We start from the raw sequence: 23,417 nt of genomic DNA, 5'->3' as shown, positions 1-23,417 counted from the left end.
ATGAAGAGTAGATTTTTAGTAACATTATTTAGTTTGGCCATGCTTTCAAATTCAGCTTTTGCAACAATTGAGCAATCTGACTTAGATAAAATTAAAGCTCAGAATGCAGAAGCATTAAAGAAAGCTCAAAGTGCTTATGAGAAAGCAAAACCCTCACAATTAAATCTTGGTGCGATACCTACACCTCAAGCAAGATTAAAAGGCGGGTTTGCAACAAGTGCTGAAAATTATGGGAAACAACTGAAAGGTTTAAGTACGGTTAAAAATCCAACCAACAAGCTGAATTTATTTATTAGTTTCTCAATGCCTGAATCATCAATAAAGAAATATATAAAAGAGGCCGCTAAATTAGGAAGAGAGAATATTACACTTACTTTAATAGGGTTAAAACAAGGTTTAGGGATGAAAGATACTTCTGCGGTTATTGGTCAACTTACTAAAGGTGTTGATGTTGTTGTGGAAATTAACCCCCCTGCATTTGAGCGTTTTAATATTACAACGGTTCCAACGCTTGTTGTTTATTATAATGACCCGTTATATGAAGCTAAGTGTGCAACTGGCCAACAACCAGAAAAGAAGGACATTGAACATTATGAGGGTGTAATCGGTGACGTTTCTATTAGCTATGCTTTAGAGAAGATGCTAGATAAGCCTGATTCGCAATTTAAAGGCTATTTACAGGAGGTTTTGCATAAACTAAAGCCAAGCGTCCTTTAGATACAAAAAAGCCCCGTTAGGGGCTTTATTTTTTGCATTATAAAAATATAAGAAGTTAATTTAATGTTTTAAAAAGAATCTCAAGTTTGAAATCCTTTAATTATCTTAAGAAGATTATTTTTTTGGAACAAAAAATTCAGAAATAGCTTGAATTGTAAAGACTTTGGCGTTAGATACGTAGCCATAAAGAGCTTCTACACCCGACATCCCAACTTTTGATTCATAGCCTGTACTTTTCACCGTAAAAGCTAAATCAGCGACAAAATTCTTTCCATCTCCCGTATCACCACTCACTTTATCTTTAGCGATTTTTCTATCAACAGCTCGAACAGCAACATCTTGAGCAACAGAACCGCCTAGACTAGAAACAACACCACCTGGAACATAACCTCTTGCAATTCTTAAGGTTGCGTATTGACTACCTAACCCTCTAAACTTGTTTAACTCAACTGTAACAGAGCGACCTTCAGGGGTTAAAATAACACCCTTTTCAGTTAATTTATTTCTAACCCCCTCTTCAACCTTATCCCAAGGAAAATCTTCAATTTCGCCATCTTTATCTTTTACAAAAGTAAGATTAATCTTACGATCTGTGATTTTGTCCAGATTGGTGATACTAATATCAAAACCATTGATGATTTTATTATCAGCCTCCTTGACTATCATAGGGGATGTTCCACATCCTGATAACGTTAAAACAGAAGCAATAGAAAGAGCAGTAATAAATTTTTTCATGATAAGAATCTCCGTAAGGCTGAATAAATATTGAATTCAATTATTATTATATATAAATTAAATTATAAGTCAATGCTTTTTATTGTTAGTTATGGACTTTTTGATTTCCATCTACACCGAGGTCAATAGGCTGTACCCCACCACTTGATGAGCTATCAATATTGTCGATAATTTTGTCATTCAAGCGTTGTAGGTCACTAGCCGTTGGTAAGTTCTTTTGAGCTTCATCTAACATATCTGCTATAAATTCAGTTAAATCTATTTTCGACCAATCAAGTTGCTGGAGTTGGTCTACGGTAAATCCACCACAATCTTTCATATTTAAACCTAATTGTTTACGCCCTTGTTCATTGATAATTCGAGCCAATTTAGAGTTGAAACAACATTTTCCTGTTCGGTATTTAGCACAAGTACAACCAAATAAACCACAATCTTTTTTCTCACACCAAGAACCATAGGAATAACAAAGCTTACCTTTGGATAGTGTTGATGTCTTATAATCTTCATCATCACAGGCTAATGCTGCTTGATACATTTCATATAATTTCATTGCGGCAAAAACATAGAATCCAACTGGTGAAAATTGTAGCTCAAACCCTCCACCAAGACTCATAGCTGAACTTCCCGTCCAACCTCCCGCTGCAATTGTTTCTCCTGCTGCTGCTGCTGTACCAGTGTACGCAACCCCAACCCCTGCATAACTAACTCCATAACTTACATTGAAATCACCTGTTTGCTCTGCAAGCATATCTGCTTGTGAAGCGACACTACCCGCATCTACTGCTGTTCCAAATAATTTTGTCGAGACACCTTGGAAAAAGCTGTCATCCATCATAAAGTCATAAACATACGATGAACCTGAATCTATTGTGTAGTCCACTAAGGATAATGCCCCTTGAGACATAATGGATGATTTCATTTCACCTAATACATCCATATTACTCTGGGGATCGGGAGCAGAAATGTTACAACAAGATTTACTTCCAAAACTTACGCCAGCAAATCCCGCAGAACGTCTATCACAACGATGAAACTCACCACTGAATATTTTTAGATTATCAACATCAAAGTATTCCCCAGCTTGTCGAGAAGCTTCCATTGATACTGCCATCTTTGCAAAGTCATCCGTACAGGTATCGGTTGCGGTAGTTATGGTTCTAGCACAATTATAATGCTTAGAGGTTACGATTGGTGTTCCACCATCAATTGACCATTGTTCAGTTTGTTCTTTGGTTAAAGTACATTCTGTATCTGCATCTAAATCAGCACACAACTCCATTGTGTCACCAAGACATGAGAAGTTAGCTTCTGTTGGCCAATAGGAATTTCCCTCTTCATCGGTTCTTTGAGTTACTGGAGCGGCTGTACAATTAGGTTCATCAACCCATGAACAAGTTTCAGGGTCAACTTCAGCACCTATAATTGGTTTATCTCCATCTTCATCGGGTTCACCATATACATAAGTAACTGGACAAGATTCAATATCTTCACGGGTAAGGTTTTGACAAGTTTCATCATAATGTTGAACGGGATTAACGCCTGGTATGGTTGGACATTTCGCTTCTTGCTCAAAACAGTTCCCATCAATACACATGGGTTTGTAACCACAAGTTTCAGAAACAACGGTTTCGCCTGGTACTGGACATTCATAAGTCTTCTCAGTAGCGATACATTGACCAAAAGTTGGGCTTTTCTCTATTTCATCTGTATAAACGCAAGTAGAACCTGTTTCTACACAATCATCTGGCATTGCAGAACATTCAGTTAGTTCTTGAGTCCTACAAAGAAAACCCTCTGTTTCCGTATCGGGTATATATCCAAGATTTACACATTCAGGATTATTGACGTACTGCATACGATTAGCGTCTTCACAAAGATTGCCATTCATAGCCATTCCAGCAGGGCATGAATAGGTATCAGCTTCGCAAGTTTTTACACCACCTGTTTGAGTGCCATCTACTAACTTCTCCTCTGATACAACTACTTGACCAGCAGAGGTTACTTGACCACCTAAACAGCCAGGTGATGCCTCCTCATAGGTGTGTGTAGCAGGGGTTATATTTGTTTCTGTTGCATTACACCCCTCTACCTTTTCGTACACCATTATTTCATAACCCCTGTCAGGTTCCTTTATCCCATAAAGACACTTTTCAGGCCCAGGGTCGCTTGTTACTTTAACCCCCCAGTTACCATTGCCGAATAAAATACCTTCGGTACAATTATGGCCTTGAGTAGATATAATATCTCCTATATCGTAATATCCTAAATCGTAAATAGGGCTTGTTCCATTACTGCCTATATAAGTTGATATTGAGTAATTTGCTGGCTTGTTTACAGTCCATGCTTGGGCTGCATAACTACCAAGTTCATTTTTATGTCCTGAATGAAAAGCTAATTTGTTATATGTAGAATATTCGTACCCTGATGGACAAGTAGTTGAATCTTCTAAAGGGGTTTTCTCAATGGTTGAACATTTATACTCAACTCTATAAAGCATAATGTCATACCCCCTAGATGATTTTTTTATACCATATAAACAAGCTGATGGTTGAGAGCCTGAATCTGGCGTAGATGTAAGCTTAACCCCGTTGTTACCATTCCCATTTAATCGTGGATTACACGTTGTTGAACCAGACGTGCTTATTATGCTACCTACATTATAATAACCAATGTCAATATAGCCTGTCGTGCTATTAGAACCAATGTGAACTCTTATGGCATATTGACCTTCTTCAGTAACTCTCCATGCTTGAGTTGCATAAGTAACGGTATTCTTGTGAGGAGAAGCGTATTTTAGAGCGTAAACGGTTTCAATTGGAGTTTCCCCGACATCGCACTGACTTTTTTGTGAAACAACTTCTCTTTCACAAAATCCATCAGCATTTAAAGTTGTTCCATCAGGGCAAATAGCAGGAGTTTCATTTTCTATTGTTTCAACACATTCCTGTCCGTTTAAAACCCCTCCAACTGGACAAGAATAAACATCCTTAACACAAGTCGATTGATCTTCAGATAATTCATATCCTTCAACACAAGTAGGTGTTGTATAGGTATGGCCAACCGTAGTAGGAATTTTAGAAAAATAGGTCGTTTGTTGTAGAGTCGCATCAAGACAGCTTTTTTCTTCAGTACCGTCAGGAAGTGTTGTTGTTGTTTCTGTGCAGACAGTACCACCACCAGAGGTAGGCATATTCAATCCCAGTACATCTTCAGGGTCACGGCCTTGCACAGTGCTACGCATTCCTTCGGCAATAGAACGATAATTATTAGTTTTTGCTTGACCATAGCGTTCCGTTACAAAAGAACGAGCAGAACATGAATTATCCCCTTCAGCACAGGCTTGATTTTGAACACTGGTTCCAGAGGACATTAGATTTGTAATTGATGAGGGGGTATCTCTACCGCTACCAGGATAGTTTGATTGAAGATTAGTTGTGCCAGTAGAGCCAAAAGTAGGTAATTCTGATAACGCAGAACCGCTAGAGATTGAACTACTGATTGCCCCTTTATTAGATTGACCTAAACTAGCACCATCATCAAAGCTGTTTGCAAATGCGGGATTGTTTATTGTTTCGGTAACAAGGCTAGTGGTTAGCAAAATATAACTAACCACCTTCATCCATTTTTTATTACTATCCATGTCTTTTCCTAAAATACAAACTGACTAGAATAATAATAAAATGATTTATCACTAATTAAGCCTTTACTTTTCAACAGAAAACATAGAATTAGCGATTATTTTGGAGTTAAATTGTATTTACATAGAAAATTTTCTATTTTGGTAGAGGGTATAGGTTTAGAAATAAAGAATCCTTGTGCCATATCGCATTTCATTTTATTTAACTTATTCAGAATTTCAATATTTTCAATACCTTCTGCAATTACTCTCATTTTAAACGTTTTCGCTAACTGTATAATTCCTTCCACAATTGCCAAATCTTCATCATTTTTTAAAATACCCATTACAAAACTTCTATCAATTTTTATAAAGTCCGTTGGTAAATTTCTTAAATAGCTTAATGACGAGTAACCCGTACCAAAATCATCGAGAGCAACCAAGATTCCTAATTCACGAACTTTAATTAATTGTTTCTTAGCAAGAGTCATATCTTTAAGTAGAGAGTTTTCAAGCACTTCAAACTGGATTAAATCAAGCGGAACGCTTTTGTACTCATTGATGATTTGTTTAATTTTATTTATAAAAGATGGTTCTAAAATAGATTCATTAGTTATGTTTACACTAATACTAAACAGCAACCCTTGTTGACACCACTTTGATAATTGATTGAAGGCTTGACGAATGACCCAATAATCAATGTCTATCATGATGCCATGACCGTCAATATTTGGTAAAAAATCACCTGGAAGAACAACTCCCTCCTCTGGATGGTTCCAACGAATTAAAGCTTCAAAACCGATTACCTCATTCGTCTGTATATTTATTTTTGGCTGATAGTAAAGTTCAAATTCATCACTTGAAAGTGCTTTATGAACTCTACTTACTGATTCAAAATGGTGAGTACGAGCTTTTTTCTTTTCTGTATCAAAAAACTTATATTGTGAACGACCCAATTCTTTAGCTTGATATAATGCGAAATCAGAATGTCTCATTAAAGTTTCAGCACTAATATTTTCATCGGGATAAAGAGCAACCCCTATACTCGCAGAAGACTTAATAACATTTAATCCAATATTTATAGGCTTTCTTAGTAGCTTTACCATTTGATTTAGTTTGTGTTCTATTTCTTTATAACTTGATAAGTTTTTTAATAAAACAAGAAACTCATCACCACCAGTTCTACCAACAACATCACCTTTCTCGACAAACTCAACAAGTCGATTCGCAATGGATATTAAGTATGCGTCTGCCCTTTTGCTTCCAATAAGCTCATTAATTTGATTAAACCGATCCATATCTATAATACAAACTGCCAGAAAGTAGTTGCCCTTAGTAGCTTCTATCATTGCTTCAGATAACTTAGTTTTTAAAAATTGTTTATTCGGCAATGAGGTTAACGGGTCATAAAGAACAAGCTTTTCAATTTCGATTTTTTGATTGTGAGGCACAGTGATGTCAATAAAATTGAAAATATAAAATAGTTCATTTTTTGAATTTGAATTTGCAGAAGTGACTTTTAATTCAACTAAAGCATTTTTTCCATCAAAGCGATTAATCCATAATTCACCATGCCAAAAACCTTTTTCCAATAGTTCTTTCTGCAACTCTTCTACAATTGTTAGTTCATTACTATCGGATAAGCAGTATTTTGATGGTTGACCCAAAACAGAACTTCTTCGATATCCTGTTAATTTTGTAAATTCAGGGTTTACATCAACAATGTTATTATTTGCATCAGCAATGATTATTGCTTCTTTAGCATTAGAAAAAACAGCGGAAGAAATCTCAAGTTTTTGCCTTGTTTTACTTTCTTTTTTATAGCTAACGATCCAAAAATAAATCGCATAATGTATTGCAATTAAGTAAGTTATAAAAAATAAGATTTCATAAAGATGTGCTTTGTGTGATTCATGAAATAAACTGTTTTCTATATTCCAAGTTATTAAAACCATGTTGGTATAAAAAATACCTAAAACTAAAATAACTACAATTTTAAATAATATTTTAACTTTGATATTTTTATTTATTTCTAGTGCTAAAGAAGTCATTAAACACACTTATTCCTGTCTTGGTGACAGAGTTATAGATACATAACGTTGAGGTCTGAACGTGCCTTTTGCAGACAAAGGATTCATCACCTTGATGTCTAAACCACTAATCTCCTCAATTCTTCTTTTTACAGAATTAGCTCTATTTGTTGCAAGCTGGATATTGTGATTCAAGCCTCCATCAATAGTTGCATGACCTCTTAATACGATATTCGTAATCTTACATTCTTTAGCATTTTTGACTGCTGCTGAAATGATTTTTAGAGCATCAGTTTTCAAGTTGTATTTATTATGGTCAAAATAAACTTTATAAAACTTTTTATCGCAGTAGCTTGAGTCATGAAATTGCGAGTTACTCCCTGGTTTAGTAACGTTATTATCTCTACCTTCGCCATCGACAAAGTTGGTTGTTTGATTAGTGCTAACATGAACCTCTTCGTTTATGTCCTTACTAGAAGGTGCAATATATTTTGTTTTCTTAGTAGGAATTAAATCTTTATCCGAAACAACATACCCATCTTCTTTAAATACAATATATTGTTTCTTTAAGTTATCTTTTTTAATGACATAATTATTTCTCGTTGATGTAAAGTCGTCACTACCTGTCTCAAAATCAAAATATGAGTCTGTAACTGCGGGAGAACCTATGTGACCATCCCCCATCTCTGTTCCAAACCAAAAAGCCAATATAATAACTAACACTTCCATAACTAACCCTTTATTACATACGTTTAGGAAGATTGACAGCCCATAGCCACCAACCAAATATTTTAATAAAAACAAATACCGTGAAAACCCAAAATGGTATTGCGATAGGGGCGAAAAACCCAAAAACCAAAAGTATTCCTAAGTTTATTCCAAGCACCTTGCCACCAATCGTATGTCGTAATGGGCTTGAAAATGAATTTCGATAACTCTGTATTTTTCTAACAGTTAATCCATCAACTAAGGTAACTAAGAAAAATATGATTAATATAGGTGCTAGTAACCAAGCAAGGCTGAGTCGGTAGTCCAGCAAACTTCCATACAAACTTAGTTTTACAGGTGTTTCATCAATAACATTCTCCACAAAGCCTTTTTGACCGCTCACAATATCATTAGAGTTAGTGATCCGATTATTAACCATGTTTGCTAAACCTGAAAAAACCGCCCACTCTTTTGATGTTGACCAGGCCTGGTCATCTAGTGCATAGATTAGTTCTGAATTTGAAGTTCGTTCATTTATCAGTGTTTGTATTAAAGAATCTTGTTTTACACCCATACCAACCCATATAGTAATCCCGATAAAATAGATTGCTAAAAAGGTAATTAACCACCAAACCCCGCTTACTTTACTGTTACTGGCATCCATAATTAATTTGTCTCAGTAATTTTCTTAGCTAATAGTTCCATTACAGAAATTGAATACATTGGGGTTCTATTCTTAAAACGTTCTGTTTCGACCTCCATACAACAACGAGCAACATTAGCATCAACTACATCAATAGTAGCTTCGTCTGAAATCAAAGAAGGGTATAAGTATTTGTAAATCTTTACAATATATTCAATGTTTAAATTTCTATTTTTCATTAATCCACCTTGATAATTGGAAGTCGGCCTTTAACCAATGAACCACCAGTAAAATTTCCTAAATAATGCAGGTTTGGTAAAACCCCAAACGCCCAAGCAGGGAAAATTTCTTTATATTCTTCTTGCATGGTTTCACCATATCGACCACCATATTCACTTAATGGATTATGGCCTACGTTAGACTGATACTGCGTTCCCATTTGTCTGATTAATACTTCTGGCAACGATTCAGCAAAATATTTAGCAGTTTCTCCATCTTTTAATCTAAGTATGATATTATTGTTAATGTTACCAATTGCCATTCGTGCTTTTTCAGCACTTCCTAGTTTAGTCACAAAGTCTGCAAGTGTTTGCGTCAATAGTATTATTCGGAAGCCCGCCGATCTCGATTTGTTAAGCATCGCTATTAGCGGAGTGTTCATGACCTCTGCCACTTCATCTACCACAAGATTCACTTTTAATGCACCGTCCTTTTTACCGAAGTTATATCGACTACCCGCAACGCTTGTCATATCACTTAATATGATAGACCCAATCATGGAACCAGTAGTTTGATCCGAAAGCGTATCTAATCCCATCCATAACACAGCCCTGTTATCGACTATTTGCTGTGTCGTAATAATTGGTCTATCGTCATCTGGATTTGGCACAGGGCTTAATAGTTCGTCCAAACCACCTGATGAAAGCATAGATAAAACAGGGAATAATGACGAAATCAATTTATCTAAATGCTGTCTATCATAAAGTCGCACATTTATTAACTCTTGAATATCTGCGTTTGGTTTCTTCGAAGAAATCACTTCATTAAAAAAATACATCATTGAAATAGATTTTGTTGCATTTTTGGTTAACGGCTTTTGACCTCTAGCGGCTTCATACTTCCTTTCTGCATAAGGGGCATAATATTTTCTCCAATCAGGCTCTATCAATTCTGCATAAGCCTCAATCGAACGAGCGATTAACAAATCCATGTTTTCTTGTGTCATGTATTTTCTAAAAGAAACAATGCTAGGTGGCTCACCAATCAAAACAAGACAGGAACCAATTGCATTAACAACATTCCAAATAATGTTAGCAAATGTAGCCCCATCACCTGTATCTGCCCCAGGAATAATTGCTTTTATACGATCAGATATTTGTGTAGCCCTAACCCAAGTGTGTAGTACATCAATTCGACAACTTTTCTCAGGAAACGCAGGATGAAAGAAATAAAAAGGTCTCCCCTCTTTTTCGCAAATTTTGCGAATATTTTCTCTCGCTTCTTCATCGTTTTTTGGATCAATCATAATCATAGGCTCATCTTTTCTCATTAAGAGTTGAGCAATGACCGTATCCACGGTTCTTGTTTTACCCGCTCCTGTTACCCCTGCAATAAGGCTATGTCCTTCAAAATCCTTTAAGCTCTTATAAATATCTTTCTCTCCCAAGCCCAAGCTATGAAGCCAGAAAGCCCCTGCTGGTGTATTAGGATCATCAACATCGGCAGATTGCATCGCTTCTGGATTTCGCATAAATTCATCATAAAGCCGTTGTGCTATTGCTGGTGTCCAAGCAAAACCTTTACCCATCCAAATTGCATCATCACGAGCTTTCTTATTCTTTAACTCTTCATAGTCAATAAATTCTATATTTTGGTCAGGTGTAAAGTTCTTGTTTTTAATATATTGCTGATATGCTTGAAATGCACGGTAAGAACCAAGGCTTAACATTAAAGGAGCTGCGACAATTGGAAGGCTTAACTCTCCAGAAAAAGGAGTTCCTAACGCTAATGTTGCTGCTGCACCCGTCATCCACGCAGTTGTTGAATAGACTTCGTAGTTTGGTCGTCTTGATATAATGTATTCAAATCTATCCATTTAATTCTTTCATCACTCTATTAATCATATCTAGTTTAAAATTATCATTTGCATATTGGATTTTCATCTCATTAGATAACTCAATTAAATCAATCTCACCATTTTCAAATTTTTTGAAAGTAGGTAATGTCCGATAATCACAAAAGGATTTTAGATTGGCTATGAGTATTCGTTGATTATTATTATCTTTAATAGTCAATCCTTGTTGCGAGGGTTTATCTATACAAAGTGTAGATTTAGAATCTTTTTTTGAAACATCTGGTTTTTTTGGATTAGTTTTAACAGGGTGTGTATTATTTGGATCAAAGTCTTCAGGTACATCTCTATGTTGATTTAAGTCGTTATCAGCCATTTTCTTTTTTTGTCTAGTTGGTTTTTTTGACGGTGGTGGTTGTTTTTTTGGTGCTTTTAGGTCGTGATAAGAGTTATCAATAATTAAAACAGGAATGTTATTTATTAAGTGTGTTTTGCTCCCAGTCGAATTAACAACTAGAGACTCTTCAATTGCCGTTAAGTAATCGTTAGTTTTAAACTCATCACCTATCTGTTTTACATTGAGCAATAATTGACCTTGTTTATTTATGTACCAAGCACTCTTATCTATACTGGTAACTAAATCAGATATTTTTACTTTAACAACTTCTTTTCTGGTTAGTTCTATTTGAGTTGCTTCTTTTTCTAATTCATCATTTTTTTCTTTTACGCTTTTGTTGTCAGCAGTGCTTTCACTAACAACAGCTTCCTGTTTCCTGTGGGAAACATTATCGGGAGCAGGGTGGTTATCTTCAGTTGCAGGTGTATTTTCAGCGTGAACAGCTTCCTGTTTCCTGTGGGAAACATTATCGGGAGCAGGGTGGTTATCTTCAGTTGCAGGAGCATTTTCAGCGTGAACAGCTTCCTGTTTCCTGTGGGAAACATTATCGGGAGCAGGGTGGTTATCTTCAGTTGCAGGTGTATTTTCAGCGTGAACAGCTTCCTGTTTCCTGTGGGAAACATTATCGGGAGCAGGGTGGTTATTTTCAATTACAGGAGCATTTTCAGCGTGAGGAGCTTCCTGTTTCCTGTGGGAAACATTGTCGTTATTGCTTGTTTGTGACTTCTGATTATCTTTATTCTTTGTCTGTAAATTATCAAGCTCAATATCCGTTAATATTTTATGATTTATATCTAACGTTGGTTTATCGGGAAATATAACAGCCCAATCTTTTATTTTTACACCCCAAATTAACTTATTGTTTACCTTGTCTTGAATTGGCCACATATTGCTTATGTCACCATCTGTTGTTTCTCTATTATCTGCAAAACCTTTATTAATGAGTGTTTCAGTTAGTGCTTTTTGATCCCAAGGAATACCAGGCACTTTTGATTCTGCTAATTTTTCCGTTAATCGCTTCATTCCTTTTGCAGTAATGTACAGATTTTCATCTATAAACAATAAAGGGGGATTGCTGATAAAAGCATCACCCCAATCATTTTTGATGTTAGAAAGTTTGATAGCATCAATTAAATACTTCTCAAGAGGAATTGATAAGTTAACATCTTCACCTCTTAAGTTAGCGGTTTTATTATCTCTTTCAGAACTATCATGGTCTGCTTTCTTTACAAGCTCATAGAGTTTATTGTCATAAGCAGCTTGGTTTGTTACTACTTCAAACATATTTCTAATAATGACGTTTCCTGTGGTACTCATAAATGAAAGAGCTTCATCTGAAATTATTCGTTTAGAAACGACACTTGATAACGACTCATGCTTTCTATATCTGTCTTCTTGCCAGTGAAGATAATAATCCGTCAGAGCGTGTTCTTTACCCCATTGTGTAATTGTTTGCGTGAAAGGGTTCCAAATATGCCGACCATCCTTTGATACAACTTGATAATCAGATAACGGTTTTCCGATGTCATGGGTTAATCCAGAAAGGAAAGCAGCCAAAACCCATTTCTCTTTATTCTCAATTCGTTCGCTTGGATATAGGTGTGTATCAAATAGCTTATATTTACTGTATTTCAATGCCATAAGACCAACTTCTAATCCGTGTCTAAATAATCCACCTGCACCTCTATGATGGTTTTTTTCACTCGCAGGTAGTAAATGAACAAATGAACAGTATTCTTTTATGCAACTTAAATAAATCTGTTCATACACGCTTATGCCAGCTTCTAATCGAATCTCACTAAGAATTTCTTTTTGCGTTTGAAGAAGGAGTTCAACGGATGCAAACGGTAGTCCTTTAATGAACGGTGGGTACCTCGGAATATCTTGTAACTCTTCCAAAATCTCTTTATCACGCTTTATTTCTTTGGATTTATTAACAAAGTCTCTGTTTTTTTGGAAGAAATTCGATATTTTTTTTAACATTGGCTTGTAATCCTATTCTTTTTGTAGATAATTTAATAAAAGTATCTTATATTTACAACAAAATAACAATTAAAATAATTATTTTACGAGGTTAATCATGATTGATAACAGTAAAGGTCTTATTGAAATAAACAAAGGAATTCTTGAGCATATTCGTTATGTAAGCGGTAAAACATCACGGTTTTCCGCTTCTGTGAAGCTAGGAATTTCAACAGTCATGGTTGACGAAGTATGTGGGTTAGACCCGTATCAAGTCAATGAGAAAGCCATTAAATTTGCTGAAAGAGGTTTAGTTATAAACATGAACAATCTTGATAATAAGACTAATGGACTTGGTAGCTCCCTCTCTATTGATAGTTTTTTTAAAGCGTCAATCTAAGAGCAATGGAGAGAAAATGAATATTTTAACCGACCATGATTACCAGTTCGCTTCCGACCTTAGACGTATTATTGGGCTAGGAGGTTCGCCTTCAGATTTGCAATATTTGTTTCCTGATTATTTTGGTTACGATGAGGCGAACGGCAAAGCGAAAGCTGCCAGAGTACATAAGAACTTAATGCCTAAAGAGGTTCGAGTGAAGCATGGTCGTATAGTTACTATATCAACTCTATTAAGAAACAAGGCAAAATCAATTGTTATTTCTGACTTTATAAAGCTTTGTTATCCTTTGATATTAAAGGCTGGTGCTGACGATAATCTTTTGTACCTATTTTTAGATGTTTATGAAACTTGGTTAGATATACAAGATAAAGAACCCTCCCAGAAAGAATTTCTTAATTTCCAGCAAGCTCAAGCGATTTTTAAATTTGTCGTAGTTAATCCAACGTCTTATGAGCCATTGCAGTTTAAAACTTGTCGTAATTGCAATTCAATTTATCCTTTATTAGAAGCAAACATAACAGATAGACATCATAGCTGCCCTTATTGTAAATAAATCTCTAAATCTACATTTTTTATAGATAAAGAGGGATTTTCTTTTTTTTTATTTGATTATTATTGAGCTTAGTATCCTGTCAATAGGATATTTATTTAATTTAAAGAGGTGTCTAAATGGACAAAAACAAAACACTTAAATCTGACATTCCAGTAGTTATGTTGGCTTTTATTTTAGCGTTTTCTGTTCCTAATGCTATTTCTCCTGAGACTTGGATTTCTCATGTGTCAGGGATTGCACTAGGTTTCGGGGTTGCATGGACTATCAAGATGTTAATAGATTTGTCTAAATTTAAAAAAGTAAAAAAGGAGATGGTTTCTGATGAAGCTTAAAACTTTATTTAAAGCTGCATTTGCAGTAGTGGGTGTTTTTGGTTCGGCTGCGGCTTTTGCTGGTACGACAGGGGCAGAATTTCAAACGGTTTATACAACATTTGAAGGTTGGGTGCAGGGTTACGGTGGTATGGCGATTGCGATTGGTGCGATTGGTTTAGGTGGTTTAGCTTCGTTAGCTAAACAATCACCGTTTCCTATTTTAACGGGCATTGGTTCAGCGGTATTACTTCAATACTCACCAGACGTTGTTTCTAGCATCATGACAGCCACAATTTAACGGGTATCAGCATGAATAATGAGCATCAGGGATATATTCCAAAAACATTAGATAATCTAGCTAGATTTGGTTTTTGGGATATTTATCAATCAATGCTTTTCTTGCTGGTTTTTGGCTTCGGAATAGTAATGCACTTTTTACTATCGGGGCTAATTTTAGGTGCTTTGTTGGCTTGGGGATATGGTCGTATGTCTTCAGGTCGAACAAGGGGTTTTTTAATCCATCTGCTTTATTGGTTCACGCCATTAGGCAGTGGATATAAAAGCTTACCGCCCAGCGATAAAAGACACTTTATTGGATAACACAATGACTCCAGAAAATGAAAAAGTAAATATCAGCATTCTTGAACGCTCATTAAAGAGAGAACAGGGATTACGCTATGTTTTATTAGTGTCTTTAGCGTGTATGACGATTGCTTTTATGTCTAAGTCAACTGACACCAAGACAATACTTACACCGATTGGCACAGATGATGTAAGCCGATGGGTTACAAAGAATAATGCGTCACAAACATATTTAAAAGAGATTGCGGAAAAAGTTATTAGCAATGCTTTTATTTTTAGTCCGAAAACAATTGACCAAAAATTTGACAGTCTTTTACAGATGTCTGATCCCATATATTACGGTTTGTTAAATAAAGCTCTTCTAAAGAAAAAAGAAGAAGTTGCTAAATCTAATTTAAGCTCTGTATTTTTCCCTACGGAATTCAAATATAGCTTAGTCGGTAATGATGTTGTTGTTACAGGAATACTAAAAACCTTTTCGGGTGAAAAACCTGTTTTAAATAGAAAGGCATCTTATCTGTTTAATTTCAATATTTACAATCAGAACGTTACTCTCGCATCGTTTTCTGATGTAACTAATATTAAGAACCCTTTCACAGCGAAAGTTAAGGAATAAAAATGAATAAAATCCTACCAATATTTCTTTTAGGGCTTATTTCATGCAATGCAATTGCAGAAGACTTAGAGGTTATACATAGCAAAAAAATATCAATTACTGTTGGAGCGAATGAACATTCAATGCTTGACGTTTTAAACCGTAAAGTTTTACACGTTGATGTTGACCAAAGTAAATGTGAGGTTGCTAGTGAACGTACAAAGAGTATTGGTAAGCTTGTATTCAAACCAGCCAGCGATAAACCTTTCACTATCTTCTTAACAGATAATCATCAAGATACATACACAGTGGAAGTGAAGGTAGATAAAAATAAAAAGCCAGACTTGTACACGATTAAAAATGTTGACGCTGAACTTAAGAAAAAAGCAGTTGAATCGGCAGAGTTTAAATATCAAAAAAGCACAATTAAAGCAGTAGATTTAACGGATGGTCATGAAGCCGTAATTTTAGACCTAATGCGTGTTATGGCAAATGGCTCAACGCCTAAAAATGTTGATATTGTTGAGATTAATCAGGAATTTCAATATTGGAATGAAGCACGTATTGTTGAGCGGAATAATTACAAAATAGGCAATTTAATTGGTATTTCATACGAATTAACGAATGCCAGTAATAAACCGATGGTTCTTTCTGAAGCTGAATTCTATCCATTCAATAAAGATACTTTAGCGGTTTCTATTGAAAAGAGTGTTCTTGATACATCAGATAAAACTTTAATTTACATAGTTAAATCTAAGTAGGTAGATAAAAATGGCTAATTGGAATGAAACGATAAAAAAGAAACAATTTCTACTTATTGGTGTGATTATGACAGCCATTATTGGTGGTTCAATGCTTGTCGTAGCAACAAGTAAAAAGAGTAATGATGATGACGTTCAAAAACCGATTATTGATGATGATATTGTGCTAGAGAGATATTCAGGTATTGGCTCTAATGTTGACCCTGACGAGATTTGGCGAGCAACATCATCAAACGAAATTGATTCTCTAAAAAAACAAAATGAAACGCTTAAAAATGAATTATCAACTTTTAAACGAAGCATTGAACAAGAAGTTAAAAAAGCCGTTCAAGACAAAACTGTCAAACTTCAAGAGGAAATGGAGCAAAAACAAAACTCTCAAATTCAACAGCTAAAGAATCAAATGGATAAGGATAAAGAACAAGCCAAGAAGACTGTCGTGGCAAATCCTATCGTTGGTAAATCAACTCCATCAAATCAAATTTCGGTTACTCGAAAAGTTTTTGAACGTCAAAATCCTGGTTTGGATAACCCTGGTTTAGCTACATTCAATTCAGATGATTTAACCAAAAAACCAGAACCCGCTCTTCAGTCGCTAACGCTAGGTGTCGATATTATTGATACTGATACAGAGTTAAAAAATATAGCTCTTGAGGCTGAAAGACAAGCAATGGCAGAACAAGAATCTACTGAAGTGGTTCAAAACAACTATGTACCAGCAGGTAGTTTTGTGAGAGGAATTATCTTGGGTGGTATTGATGCCCCCACAGGTGGTCAGGCAGAGGAAAACCCTGTTCCAGTTCTTGTTGAGATTTCAGATATCGCTAATCTTCCAAACAGTAAGAAATATGATTTTGTTTCTTGTCGTGCAATTGGAGCAGGGTACGGAGATGTCTCTTCAGAGAGGGCTATGATCCGCATGGAGAAGCTTTCTTGTATTGATGATAAGAACCGTGTTTATGAAACTTTTATCAAGGGTGGAGTGTATGACGAAACTGGTAAATTTGGAGCGAAAGGGCGTTTAGTGTCGAAAACTGGAACGATTTTAGCAAACAGTTTACTTGCGGGAATTGGTTCAGGGATAGGTAAGGCGTTTTCTCAATCATCTACAACATATAGTAATAACGCTTTAGGCACTTCTAGTATGTCATTTCCTTCAACCAACGATGCTGTTGTAGCAGGTTTGGGATCAGGAGTAGGAACAGCCTTTGACCGTCTCTCTAAATACTACATTAAATTAGCAGAGCAGATGTTTCCTGTTATTGAAGTCGATGCAGGACGAATGATTGATATTGTCTTTACAAGTGGGTTTGAATTAAAACCAGGTAAACAAAATACAGCTTCATCTTCTTCTACAACACAAGGTAGTAATGCCCCTAGTGGTAACGATATAACGATAGGCCAATTAACTCAAGGTGCTGGCCAAACGATTACTCAAGTTCAAAACATGATTACACCACGCTAAAAGGGAATCCAACGATGAAAAAAACACTTTTAACACTCGCTTTATCATTAGCAACAACATCCGCTTTCGCTACAAATTGGGAGCTTACAAAATCTCTACAAGAGAAATTTCCTAACACGAAAATAACAAGTGCGGATTATGTGGTTGAGATTCCAGGCCTGGTTGAGTTAATAATTGATAAAAACAAAATTATTTACACCAATAAGGAAGGTTCACACTTTGTTATCGGCCATGTGTTTGATGCCCGTAATAATGCAGATGTTACGCAATTAAGGATAGATTCCCTTTCGACTTATTCATATTCAGACCTTCCATTTAAGGATGCCGTTAAAGTTGTCAAAGGCGATGGCTCAAGAGAGTTTGCTGTATTTAGTGACCCAACTTGTCCGTACTGCAAAAAACTAGAAAAAGAACTTGTTAAGTTAGACAACTACACAATGTATGTTTTTCCATCAGCGTTCCATGCTTCAGGCAGAACAATGATGGGGCGTATTTTATGTGAAAAAGACCCTGGCAAGGCATGGGTAGACTGGATGGCCAAAGGTATTGAACCAAACAGTAAAGGTCAATGCCATACAGATAAAATCCAAAGAGCTTTGAGCTTGGCGAATAAGATTGGTGTAAGCGGTACTCCAGCTTTACTTTCTAAAACAGGCAAAATTGCACCAGGTTATGTACCTGCACCACAGCTAAATCTTTGGCTGAATACTCACAGTAAATAAGGTATTTAAAAATGAAAATAATCTTAAAAACATCTCTTATCGTTTCCGCAATAACCCTTCTTTCTGGCTGTGGAACTTTAAGCGGTTTTGATGCGTCTAGTGATTTTGCCTGTAAAGCTCAACCTGGTGTGTCATGTAAATCTATTTCAGGTGTTTATCAAAATGCAGAACAAGGTAATTTACCTTCTCAACAAGCAGAGAGACATATTTCTGGAACTTCTTTCCAAAAGGTTGAAAAAGTGAGCCGTTCTGTTACTGGCCAAGCACCTGCCAGTGGTACACCTTTATTTCAAAAACCTGTCACGTTAAGAGTTTGGTTTTCACCTTGGGAAGATGATAAAGGCGTTTTACACGACCAACAATATTCTTATCTTTTAATTCAAAAAGCGAAGTGGGATATAGAGCATTTTAAAGATGCTAAATATCGTTCTGGTTTTTCTTTAAACCAATAAAAAGGATTCATTGTGGTAAATACTTTAGTTGAACAAGCCAAAGAGAAAGGGGCTGAGGTTCTTGATTCTTTGAAAATAGTTCTTGGAATTGATGATGACTTAAAAACTCGTAAAGAATATAAGAAGTCTTTAAACACGGATAGTATTAACTCTCTGTTACCGTATTTAGGGTGGGAACCAACTTCTGAATTATTTATTTTAGATAGTGGTGATGTTATTAATCCGAAATCTAAAGAAATAAAAGAAAGCTCTAAAGGGTATCTTGGTTTTACATTAGAGTGTAACCCACAAACAGGTGCAAATGATTCAATGGAAAGCATTATGCAATCTTTGTATCTTCAAGCACCTCCTGGCAGTTCTGTTAGCACACACTTGTATGCTTCACCTGACATCTTGCCTACATTAAAAGCTTCAGCTCGTAAGCGATACAGCGACACACAGTTAGGTATTAAAAAAGAACCACACGAAAAGCGTAATAAAAATATTTACCAGGCCGTAGCACGTAGGTCAACAGATTATTTACTGCACGGTACGTACAAGCCATTATTTGAAAATGGTAATAATTTCTTGATAAGAGACTTTAGATTAGTGGTCTCTGTGGTAACTCCATATTCAGTTAAAAATGAATCTAATATTGAAAAAACGCTACTGATCCGTGAGCAAATTAAGTCAACCTTAAATTCGGCTGGATTCCCTTCTTTTATGTGGAAGCCCGCAGATTTAATTAATTTCATGTCTGATTTCTTAGACCATTCACGAGTGTTTCATGTTCCTAGTAAAGTTTATAAGGAATACAACAGTAATGAAAAAATTCGCAGACAAATCTCTTCAAGAGAACAAGAATATCATGTAAAAACAGATTGTATTCAGATTGATAATTCCATGTCAAAAGAGTCAACTTGTTTAGCTCAATTATCTGTTGCACAGTTCCCAAAGCATTTTCATTTAGCCGAAATGACATCCTTGGTTGGTGACTTCTTTCAAAGCTCTTTAGCCTATCCATGTCCATTTATGATTACAACTTCAGCCGTTGTGCAAGATTATGATTCAATGCGAAATAAGGCAACACTAAAGACCGCTACGGCAGTGCGTAAATCCGAAGGTTACATGGCGAAACTTGATTCACGACTTGCTGATGAAGCCCAAGAATGGAAGTATGCCTTAAGCTCGATTGAGGATGGCGGAACACTTATTAAATTATCAACCACTTTAACTCTTATCACGAAGAAAAAAGATATGGCCAAGGCAAAATCTGATGCTATGGCTATTTGGCGATCTAAAGGCTTTCGATTAGCAGATGACAAGTACCAGCAATTAGTTTCTTTTTTATCGTGTGTTCCAATGTCTCTTACTAAGCCGATGATTAGTGATTTAGACAAAATGCACCGTCTATCTACTAAATATAGTCAAAATGCCGTTTCACTTGCTCCGTGTATTGCAGAGTGGAAAGGTACAGAAACGCCGACTATGACATTCGTTGGAAGGCGTGGCCAATTAGTTTCATTAGATTTCTTTGATAACGAAGCAGGAAACTTTAACTTTGCAATCGTAGGTAGCTCTGGCTCTGGTAAGACATTTATAACCCAGGAAGTTTTACTTTCATACAGAGCGGTTGGAGCCAAGATTTGGGTAATTGATGTTGGCCGAGGGTATGAGAATATTTGCAAAATGATTGATGGTGAGTTTGTTGAGTTTACAGAGGAGTCGGCCATTATTATTAATCCATTTAGTCACATACAAGACCTTGATGATGAAATGGATATGCTTAAACCTCTTATTTGTCAAATGATGAGTCCAGACCATGAGCTTTCTGCTTGGGAAAAATCAACAATCGAACAAGCTATTACTTTTGTTTATAAAAAGCACGGTAATAAAATGACTGTAACTGAACTAGCTGAATACTTACTCAGTGATGAAGGTGGTTCTGATAAGCGTAAGAAAGATTTAGGCGTTATGTTGTTCCCTTGGACGAGAGATGGTGCTTACGGTAAGTATTTTGATGGTGAAGCAAATATCACCTTCCAAAATGATTTTACCGTCCTAGAACTTGAAGAGCTTAAGAGTAAAAAGGCACTTCAAGCCGTTGTTTTAATGATTATGATGTATCGAATTTCTCAAGAAATGTACCTTACTCGTGACCGTAAAAAAGTGGTTCTAATTGATGAGGCCTGGTCATTGATGACAGGAGGTGGAACGGAAGAGTTTATTGAAAATGGTTATAGACGTGCTAGACGATATGGAGGTTGCTTTGGTACAGCCACTCAGAACTATGATGACTATAAGGGTGGGGCAGCAGCCGCTCTTCAAAATGCGGATTGGACTCTAACACTACGCCAAAAAGATGAATCTATTGTTGCTATGGAGCAGAAGAACATCTTGAACATAGCAAACGACCCTTTCCGTAAAAGAGTTATTAATGACCTTAAAATGATTAAAGGTCAATACTCTGAAGTATTTATTAACTATCCAGATGGGGCGGGGGTTGTTCGTTTTGTTGCTGACCCATTTAAGCAGATTTTGTTCTCTTCAAAACATGACCATTTTAAAAGCGTTACAGGTTATAAAAAGCAGGGATATGACGTTATTTCAGCCGTTGAAATGACCATGAAAGATTTCGGCCTTCCTATTGTTCAACCTATAAAATATGAGTAATTCTATGAAAAATGTAGTAAATCCAAAGCAAATTCTTCTATCAATCGTATTAATATTAGTGTTGTCCGTTCCAGTTAGTTTAGCAGTGTTTCATTTCTCTCAACAAGAAGTGAAAACGCACTACGCTGTTTTGGATATTGAAGATGCTATTAGCAAAACAGTCGTTAAAAAACTTCAGGTAAACACTGATAACAATAAAGTTAAAAGTATTGTGTCAGGTGGTCGAAATCAAGTTGAAAACTGGCTTGAAACACGATTAGAAGCTCACTGTGCTGCCCCTTGTGTTGTCTTCTCTAAAGGTGATGTATTGTTTGGTGACGTTGTTGACTTAAACAAACAGTATGAATTAGAAATCTTAAATGGGAAAAAATGATGCTTAAACCTTTCTTCTTAATCTCAATGATGGTGGTTTCACTTTATGCTCAAGCAGATAGTATGTTGGATTATAAGTCGGCTTTTAAATGCGAAGGCAATTACAAGTTCAACTGGTATTGCGATGAACTTAAGCAGCAAGAACAAAAAAAACCTCCCATCAAGAAAGAGATTAAAAAGGAAGTTAAAGAAGAGAAGCTCGTACCTGAAAAAAAAGAAGAGAAAGCTCCCGAATTAAGTGAATTTGAAAATATTCAGAAAAAACTTAAAGAGTTGTTACATATCGCATACGTTAATCCAAGTGATGAAAACCTTTACAACTATATTGCATTTCAAAACCAAGTAACAAATAAAGCGGCTATCTTTGCTGATAAATGGCAACGTGTTTTGTGGTTAAGTCCTGAATTAGACTACTCTCAAAAACATCCAACAGCTCGTATGGCCAAAGCGGTTAGTAACCAAACTCTCAACAAGAATAGGGATTTTAATTTAGAGCATTTAAAGGCCGAAGGTTATGGAATTTTCTTCTTCTATAAAAATGATTGTCAATATTGTCATCAAATGAAATACCCTCTACGTCTTCTTGCACAGAGTACAAAAATGGATGTCATGTCTATTGCGGTCGATGGCAATATCTCTGACCAATTCCCTAACAGTGTGGCCGATAATGGACAAGCTGAAAGTCTAGGTGTAACGCAAACACCTACTATCATGCTTGTTAATACTAAAACCAAAGATATTCAACCTATTTCGACTGGATGGGTGTCATTGCAAGAGCTAGAGAAACGCATCTATGTTCTTACCGCAACTAAACCTGGAGACAACTACTAATGAAGTCGTTTAAACTCAATTCTCTTCTGGCAAGTATGGCCTTGGCTATTTCTGTGAATACTTCTGCTTATGCCGATTTGTCTGATATGCAGTCCTTTTTTGACGAAGTTGGTGTTTATGGCAATGCTTCTGGTGCAAATACTTTTCAGGGTCAAACTCGTAACTATGTAACAGGCGGTAGCCTTTCAGTTCGCATCCCAGAAAAAAACTATCAGCTTGCAACGTTTGATCCGCCACGATTATCAGCTTCTTGCGGTGGTATTGATGCTTATGCAGGTAGTTTCAGTTTCATAAACTCTGAACAATTGGTTCAAATGCTTCAAAACATTGGTAACAATGCCGTTGGTGCAACTTTCCAGTTAGCCCTAGAGTCTGTATCACCCCAATTATCATCCATAATGAAATATTTTCAGGATATGGCTAATAAAATAAACTCGACAAACATTAATTCTTGTCAGGCCGCAAAAGGGATTGTGACAGCGACAAAAAATGCTTCTCTCGAAGATGGATTCTTTAATAACATGAAAGAAATGGGTACAAGTTTGCTAGGAACGGCTTCTGATTGGTCAGGTATCCAAGAGGCCTTTCAGAAAAACCCAGAAAAAGTCAAGGAAACCAAAAACACTTTATTATCTTCAGGCTCTCCTTTAACGGAAGATGAGAAGTTTTGGGTAGAACCAGGAAATATTCTCTGGAGAGCGATGGATAAAGTTACAAGCGGTGGTACTGGTTTATCCGATGATGAGAAATTAATTATTATGTCAATGGTAGGTACAGTAATTATTACCGAGGGCAGTGGGGATGCTGGTCTTCCTGAAGCAACTAATTGGATGCCT

The 23,417-nt window shown here is 36.1% G+C and carries 23 protein-coding genes; 15 read left to right on the top strand and 8 right to left on the bottom strand.

What is annotated here, in order from left to right:
• Entirely contained in the window at positions 1 to 717 is a 717-nt protein-coding gene (gene trbC, locus ACYQ0E_RS13260; protein ID WP_460188740.1) for a type-F conjugative transfer system pilin assembly protein TrbC, read from the top strand.
• A 114-nt stretch (positions 718 to 831) separates the two neighbouring features.
• Here the strand turns inward: trbC and ACYQ0E_RS13255 are convergent, their stop codons facing one another.
• From ACYQ0E_RS13255 to mobH, 8 genes are all read right to left on the bottom strand, one after another.
• A complete protein-coding gene (locus tag ACYQ0E_RS13255; protein WP_460188739.1) occupies positions 832 to 1,452 on the bottom strand; it encodes a hypothetical protein in 621 nt (206 codons plus the stop codon).
• 85 nt (positions 1,453 to 1,537) lie between these two features.
• Complete coding sequence (gene traN, locus ACYQ0E_RS13250) at positions 1,538 to 5,092, bottom strand: conjugal transfer protein TraN (protein ID WP_460188738.1); 3,555 nt, start codon at positions 5,090 to 5,092, stop codon at positions 1,538 to 1,540.
• 95 nt (positions 5,093 to 5,187) lie between these two features.
• Positions 5,188 to 7,119 carry a putative bifunctional diguanylate cyclase/phosphodiesterase gene (locus tag ACYQ0E_RS13245; protein ID WP_460188737.1) on the bottom strand — a complete coding sequence of 644 codons (1,932 nt, stop codon included), beginning with the start codon at positions 7,117 to 7,119 and terminating at the stop codon, positions 5,188 to 5,190.
• Between the two features lie 9 nt (positions 7,120 to 7,128).
• Positions 7,129 to 7,827: an OmpA family protein gene (locus tag ACYQ0E_RS13240; RefSeq protein WP_460188736.1), complete on the bottom strand. Its 699-nt coding sequence runs from the start codon at positions 7,825 to 7,827 to the stop codon at positions 7,129 to 7,131.
• A 13-nt stretch (positions 7,828 to 7,840) separates the two neighbouring features.
• Positions 7,841 to 8,470 (bottom strand): IncC plasmid conjugative DNA transfer DtrJ family protein, encoded by a 630-nt coding sequence (locus tag ACYQ0E_RS13235; RefSeq protein ID WP_460188735.1) that lies wholly within the window; start codon positions 8,468 to 8,470, stop codon positions 7,841 to 7,843.
• A 2-nt stretch (positions 8,471 to 8,472) separates the two neighbouring features.
• The gene (locus ACYQ0E_RS13230) at positions 8,473 to 8,688 is read right to left on the bottom strand and encodes a hypothetical protein (protein ID WP_460188734.1); all 216 of its coding nucleotides are present in this window, start codon (positions 8,686 to 8,688) and stop codon (positions 8,473 to 8,475) included.
• Positions 8,688 to 10,544 (bottom strand): conjugative transfer system coupling protein TraD, encoded by a 1,857-nt coding sequence (gene traD, locus ACYQ0E_RS13225; RefSeq protein ID WP_460188733.1) that lies wholly within the window; start codon positions 10,542 to 10,544, stop codon positions 8,688 to 8,690. The genes ACYQ0E_RS13230 and traD overlap by 1 nt, the downstream gene beginning before the upstream one ends.
• A complete protein-coding gene (mobH, locus tag ACYQ0E_RS13220) occupies positions 10,537 to 12,900 on the bottom strand; it encodes a MobH family relaxase (protein ID WP_460188732.1) in 2,364 nt (787 codons plus the stop codon). Before mobH ends, traD begins: the two co-directional genes overlap by 8 nt.
• Before the next feature lie 97 nt (positions 12,901 to 12,997).
• On the opposite strand from mobH, the gene ACYQ0E_RS13215 reads away from it, so the two are divergent.
• The 14 genes from ACYQ0E_RS13215 to ACYQ0E_RS13150 all read left to right on the top strand — a co-directional run.
• Entirely contained in the window at positions 12,998 to 13,279 is a 282-nt protein-coding gene (locus tag ACYQ0E_RS13215) for a hypothetical protein (RefSeq protein ID WP_460188731.1), read from the top strand.
• 16 nt (positions 13,280 to 13,295) lie between these two features.
• Positions 13,296 to 13,835: a hypothetical protein gene (locus ACYQ0E_RS13210; protein WP_460188730.1), complete on the top strand. Its 540-nt coding sequence runs from the start codon at positions 13,296 to 13,298 to the stop codon at positions 13,833 to 13,835.
• Between the two features lie 116 nt (positions 13,836 to 13,951).
• Complete coding sequence (locus tag ACYQ0E_RS13205; RefSeq protein ID WP_460188729.1) at positions 13,952 to 14,167, top strand: hypothetical protein; 216 nt, start codon at positions 13,952 to 13,954, stop codon at positions 14,165 to 14,167.
• Complete coding sequence (gene traA / locus ACYQ0E_RS13200) at positions 14,157 to 14,447, top strand: TraA family conjugative transfer protein (protein WP_460188728.1); 291 nt, start codon at positions 14,157 to 14,159, stop codon at positions 14,445 to 14,447. Before ACYQ0E_RS13205 ends, traA begins: the two co-directional genes overlap by 11 nt.
• Before the next feature lie 11 nt (positions 14,448 to 14,458).
• A complete protein-coding gene (gene traL, locus ACYQ0E_RS13195) occupies positions 14,459 to 14,749 on the top strand; it encodes a type IV conjugative transfer system protein TraL (protein ID WP_460188727.1) in 291 nt (96 codons plus the stop codon).
• 4 nt (positions 14,750 to 14,753) lie between these two features.
• Positions 14,754 to 15,347, top strand: a complete 594-nt coding sequence (locus ACYQ0E_RS13190; protein ID WP_460188726.1) for a TraE/TraK family type IV conjugative transfer system protein — start codon at positions 14,754 to 14,756, stop codon at positions 15,345 to 15,347.
• A gap of 2 nt (positions 15,348 to 15,349) precedes the next feature.
• On the top strand, positions 15,350 to 16,087 hold the full coding sequence (locus ACYQ0E_RS13185; RefSeq protein ID WP_460188725.1) for a hypothetical protein: 738 nt from the start codon (positions 15,350 to 15,352) through the stop codon (positions 16,085 to 16,087).
• Between the two features lie 10 nt (positions 16,088 to 16,097).
• A complete protein-coding gene (locus ACYQ0E_RS13180) occupies positions 16,098 to 17,552 on the top strand; it encodes a TraB/TrbI/VirB10 family type IV secretion system protein (RefSeq protein ID WP_460188724.1) in 1,455 nt (484 codons plus the stop codon).
• Between the two features lie 14 nt (positions 17,553 to 17,566).
• Entirely contained in the window at positions 17,567 to 18,274 is a 708-nt protein-coding gene (locus tag ACYQ0E_RS13175) for a DsbC family protein (RefSeq protein WP_460188723.1), read from the top strand.
• 11 nt (positions 18,275 to 18,285) lie between these two features.
• Positions 18,286 to 18,726 (top strand): TraV family lipoprotein, encoded by a 441-nt coding sequence (locus tag ACYQ0E_RS13170; protein WP_460188722.1) that lies wholly within the window; start codon positions 18,286 to 18,288, stop codon positions 18,724 to 18,726.
• Between the two features lie 12 nt (positions 18,727 to 18,738).
• Positions 18,739 to 21,378, top strand: a complete 2,640-nt coding sequence (traC, locus tag ACYQ0E_RS13165; RefSeq protein ID WP_460188721.1) for a type IV secretion system protein TraC — start codon at positions 18,739 to 18,741, stop codon at positions 21,376 to 21,378.
• A gap of 4 nt (positions 21,379 to 21,382) precedes the next feature.
• The gene (locus ACYQ0E_RS13160; RefSeq protein ID WP_460188720.1) at positions 21,383 to 21,751 is read left to right on the top strand and encodes a hypothetical protein; all 369 of its coding nucleotides are present in this window, start codon (positions 21,383 to 21,385) and stop codon (positions 21,749 to 21,751) included.
• Positions 21,748 to 22,581, top strand: a complete 834-nt coding sequence (locus ACYQ0E_RS13155) for a conjugal transfer protein TraF (protein ID WP_460188719.1) — start codon at positions 21,748 to 21,750, stop codon at positions 22,579 to 22,581. The genes ACYQ0E_RS13160 and ACYQ0E_RS13155 overlap by 4 nt, the downstream gene beginning before the upstream one ends.
• Positions 22,581 to 23,417: conjugal transfer protein TraH (locus ACYQ0E_RS13150; RefSeq protein WP_460188718.1), on the top strand; the 837-nt coding region annotated here is incomplete at its 3' end. The genes ACYQ0E_RS13155 and ACYQ0E_RS13150, both read left to right, overlap by 1 nt.

The organism is Thiomicrorhabdus hydrogeniphila, assembly GCF_054656895.1.
The sequence above is the reverse complement of the archived record's forward strand: the minus strand, read 5'-3'. Positions and strand labels throughout refer to the sequence as shown.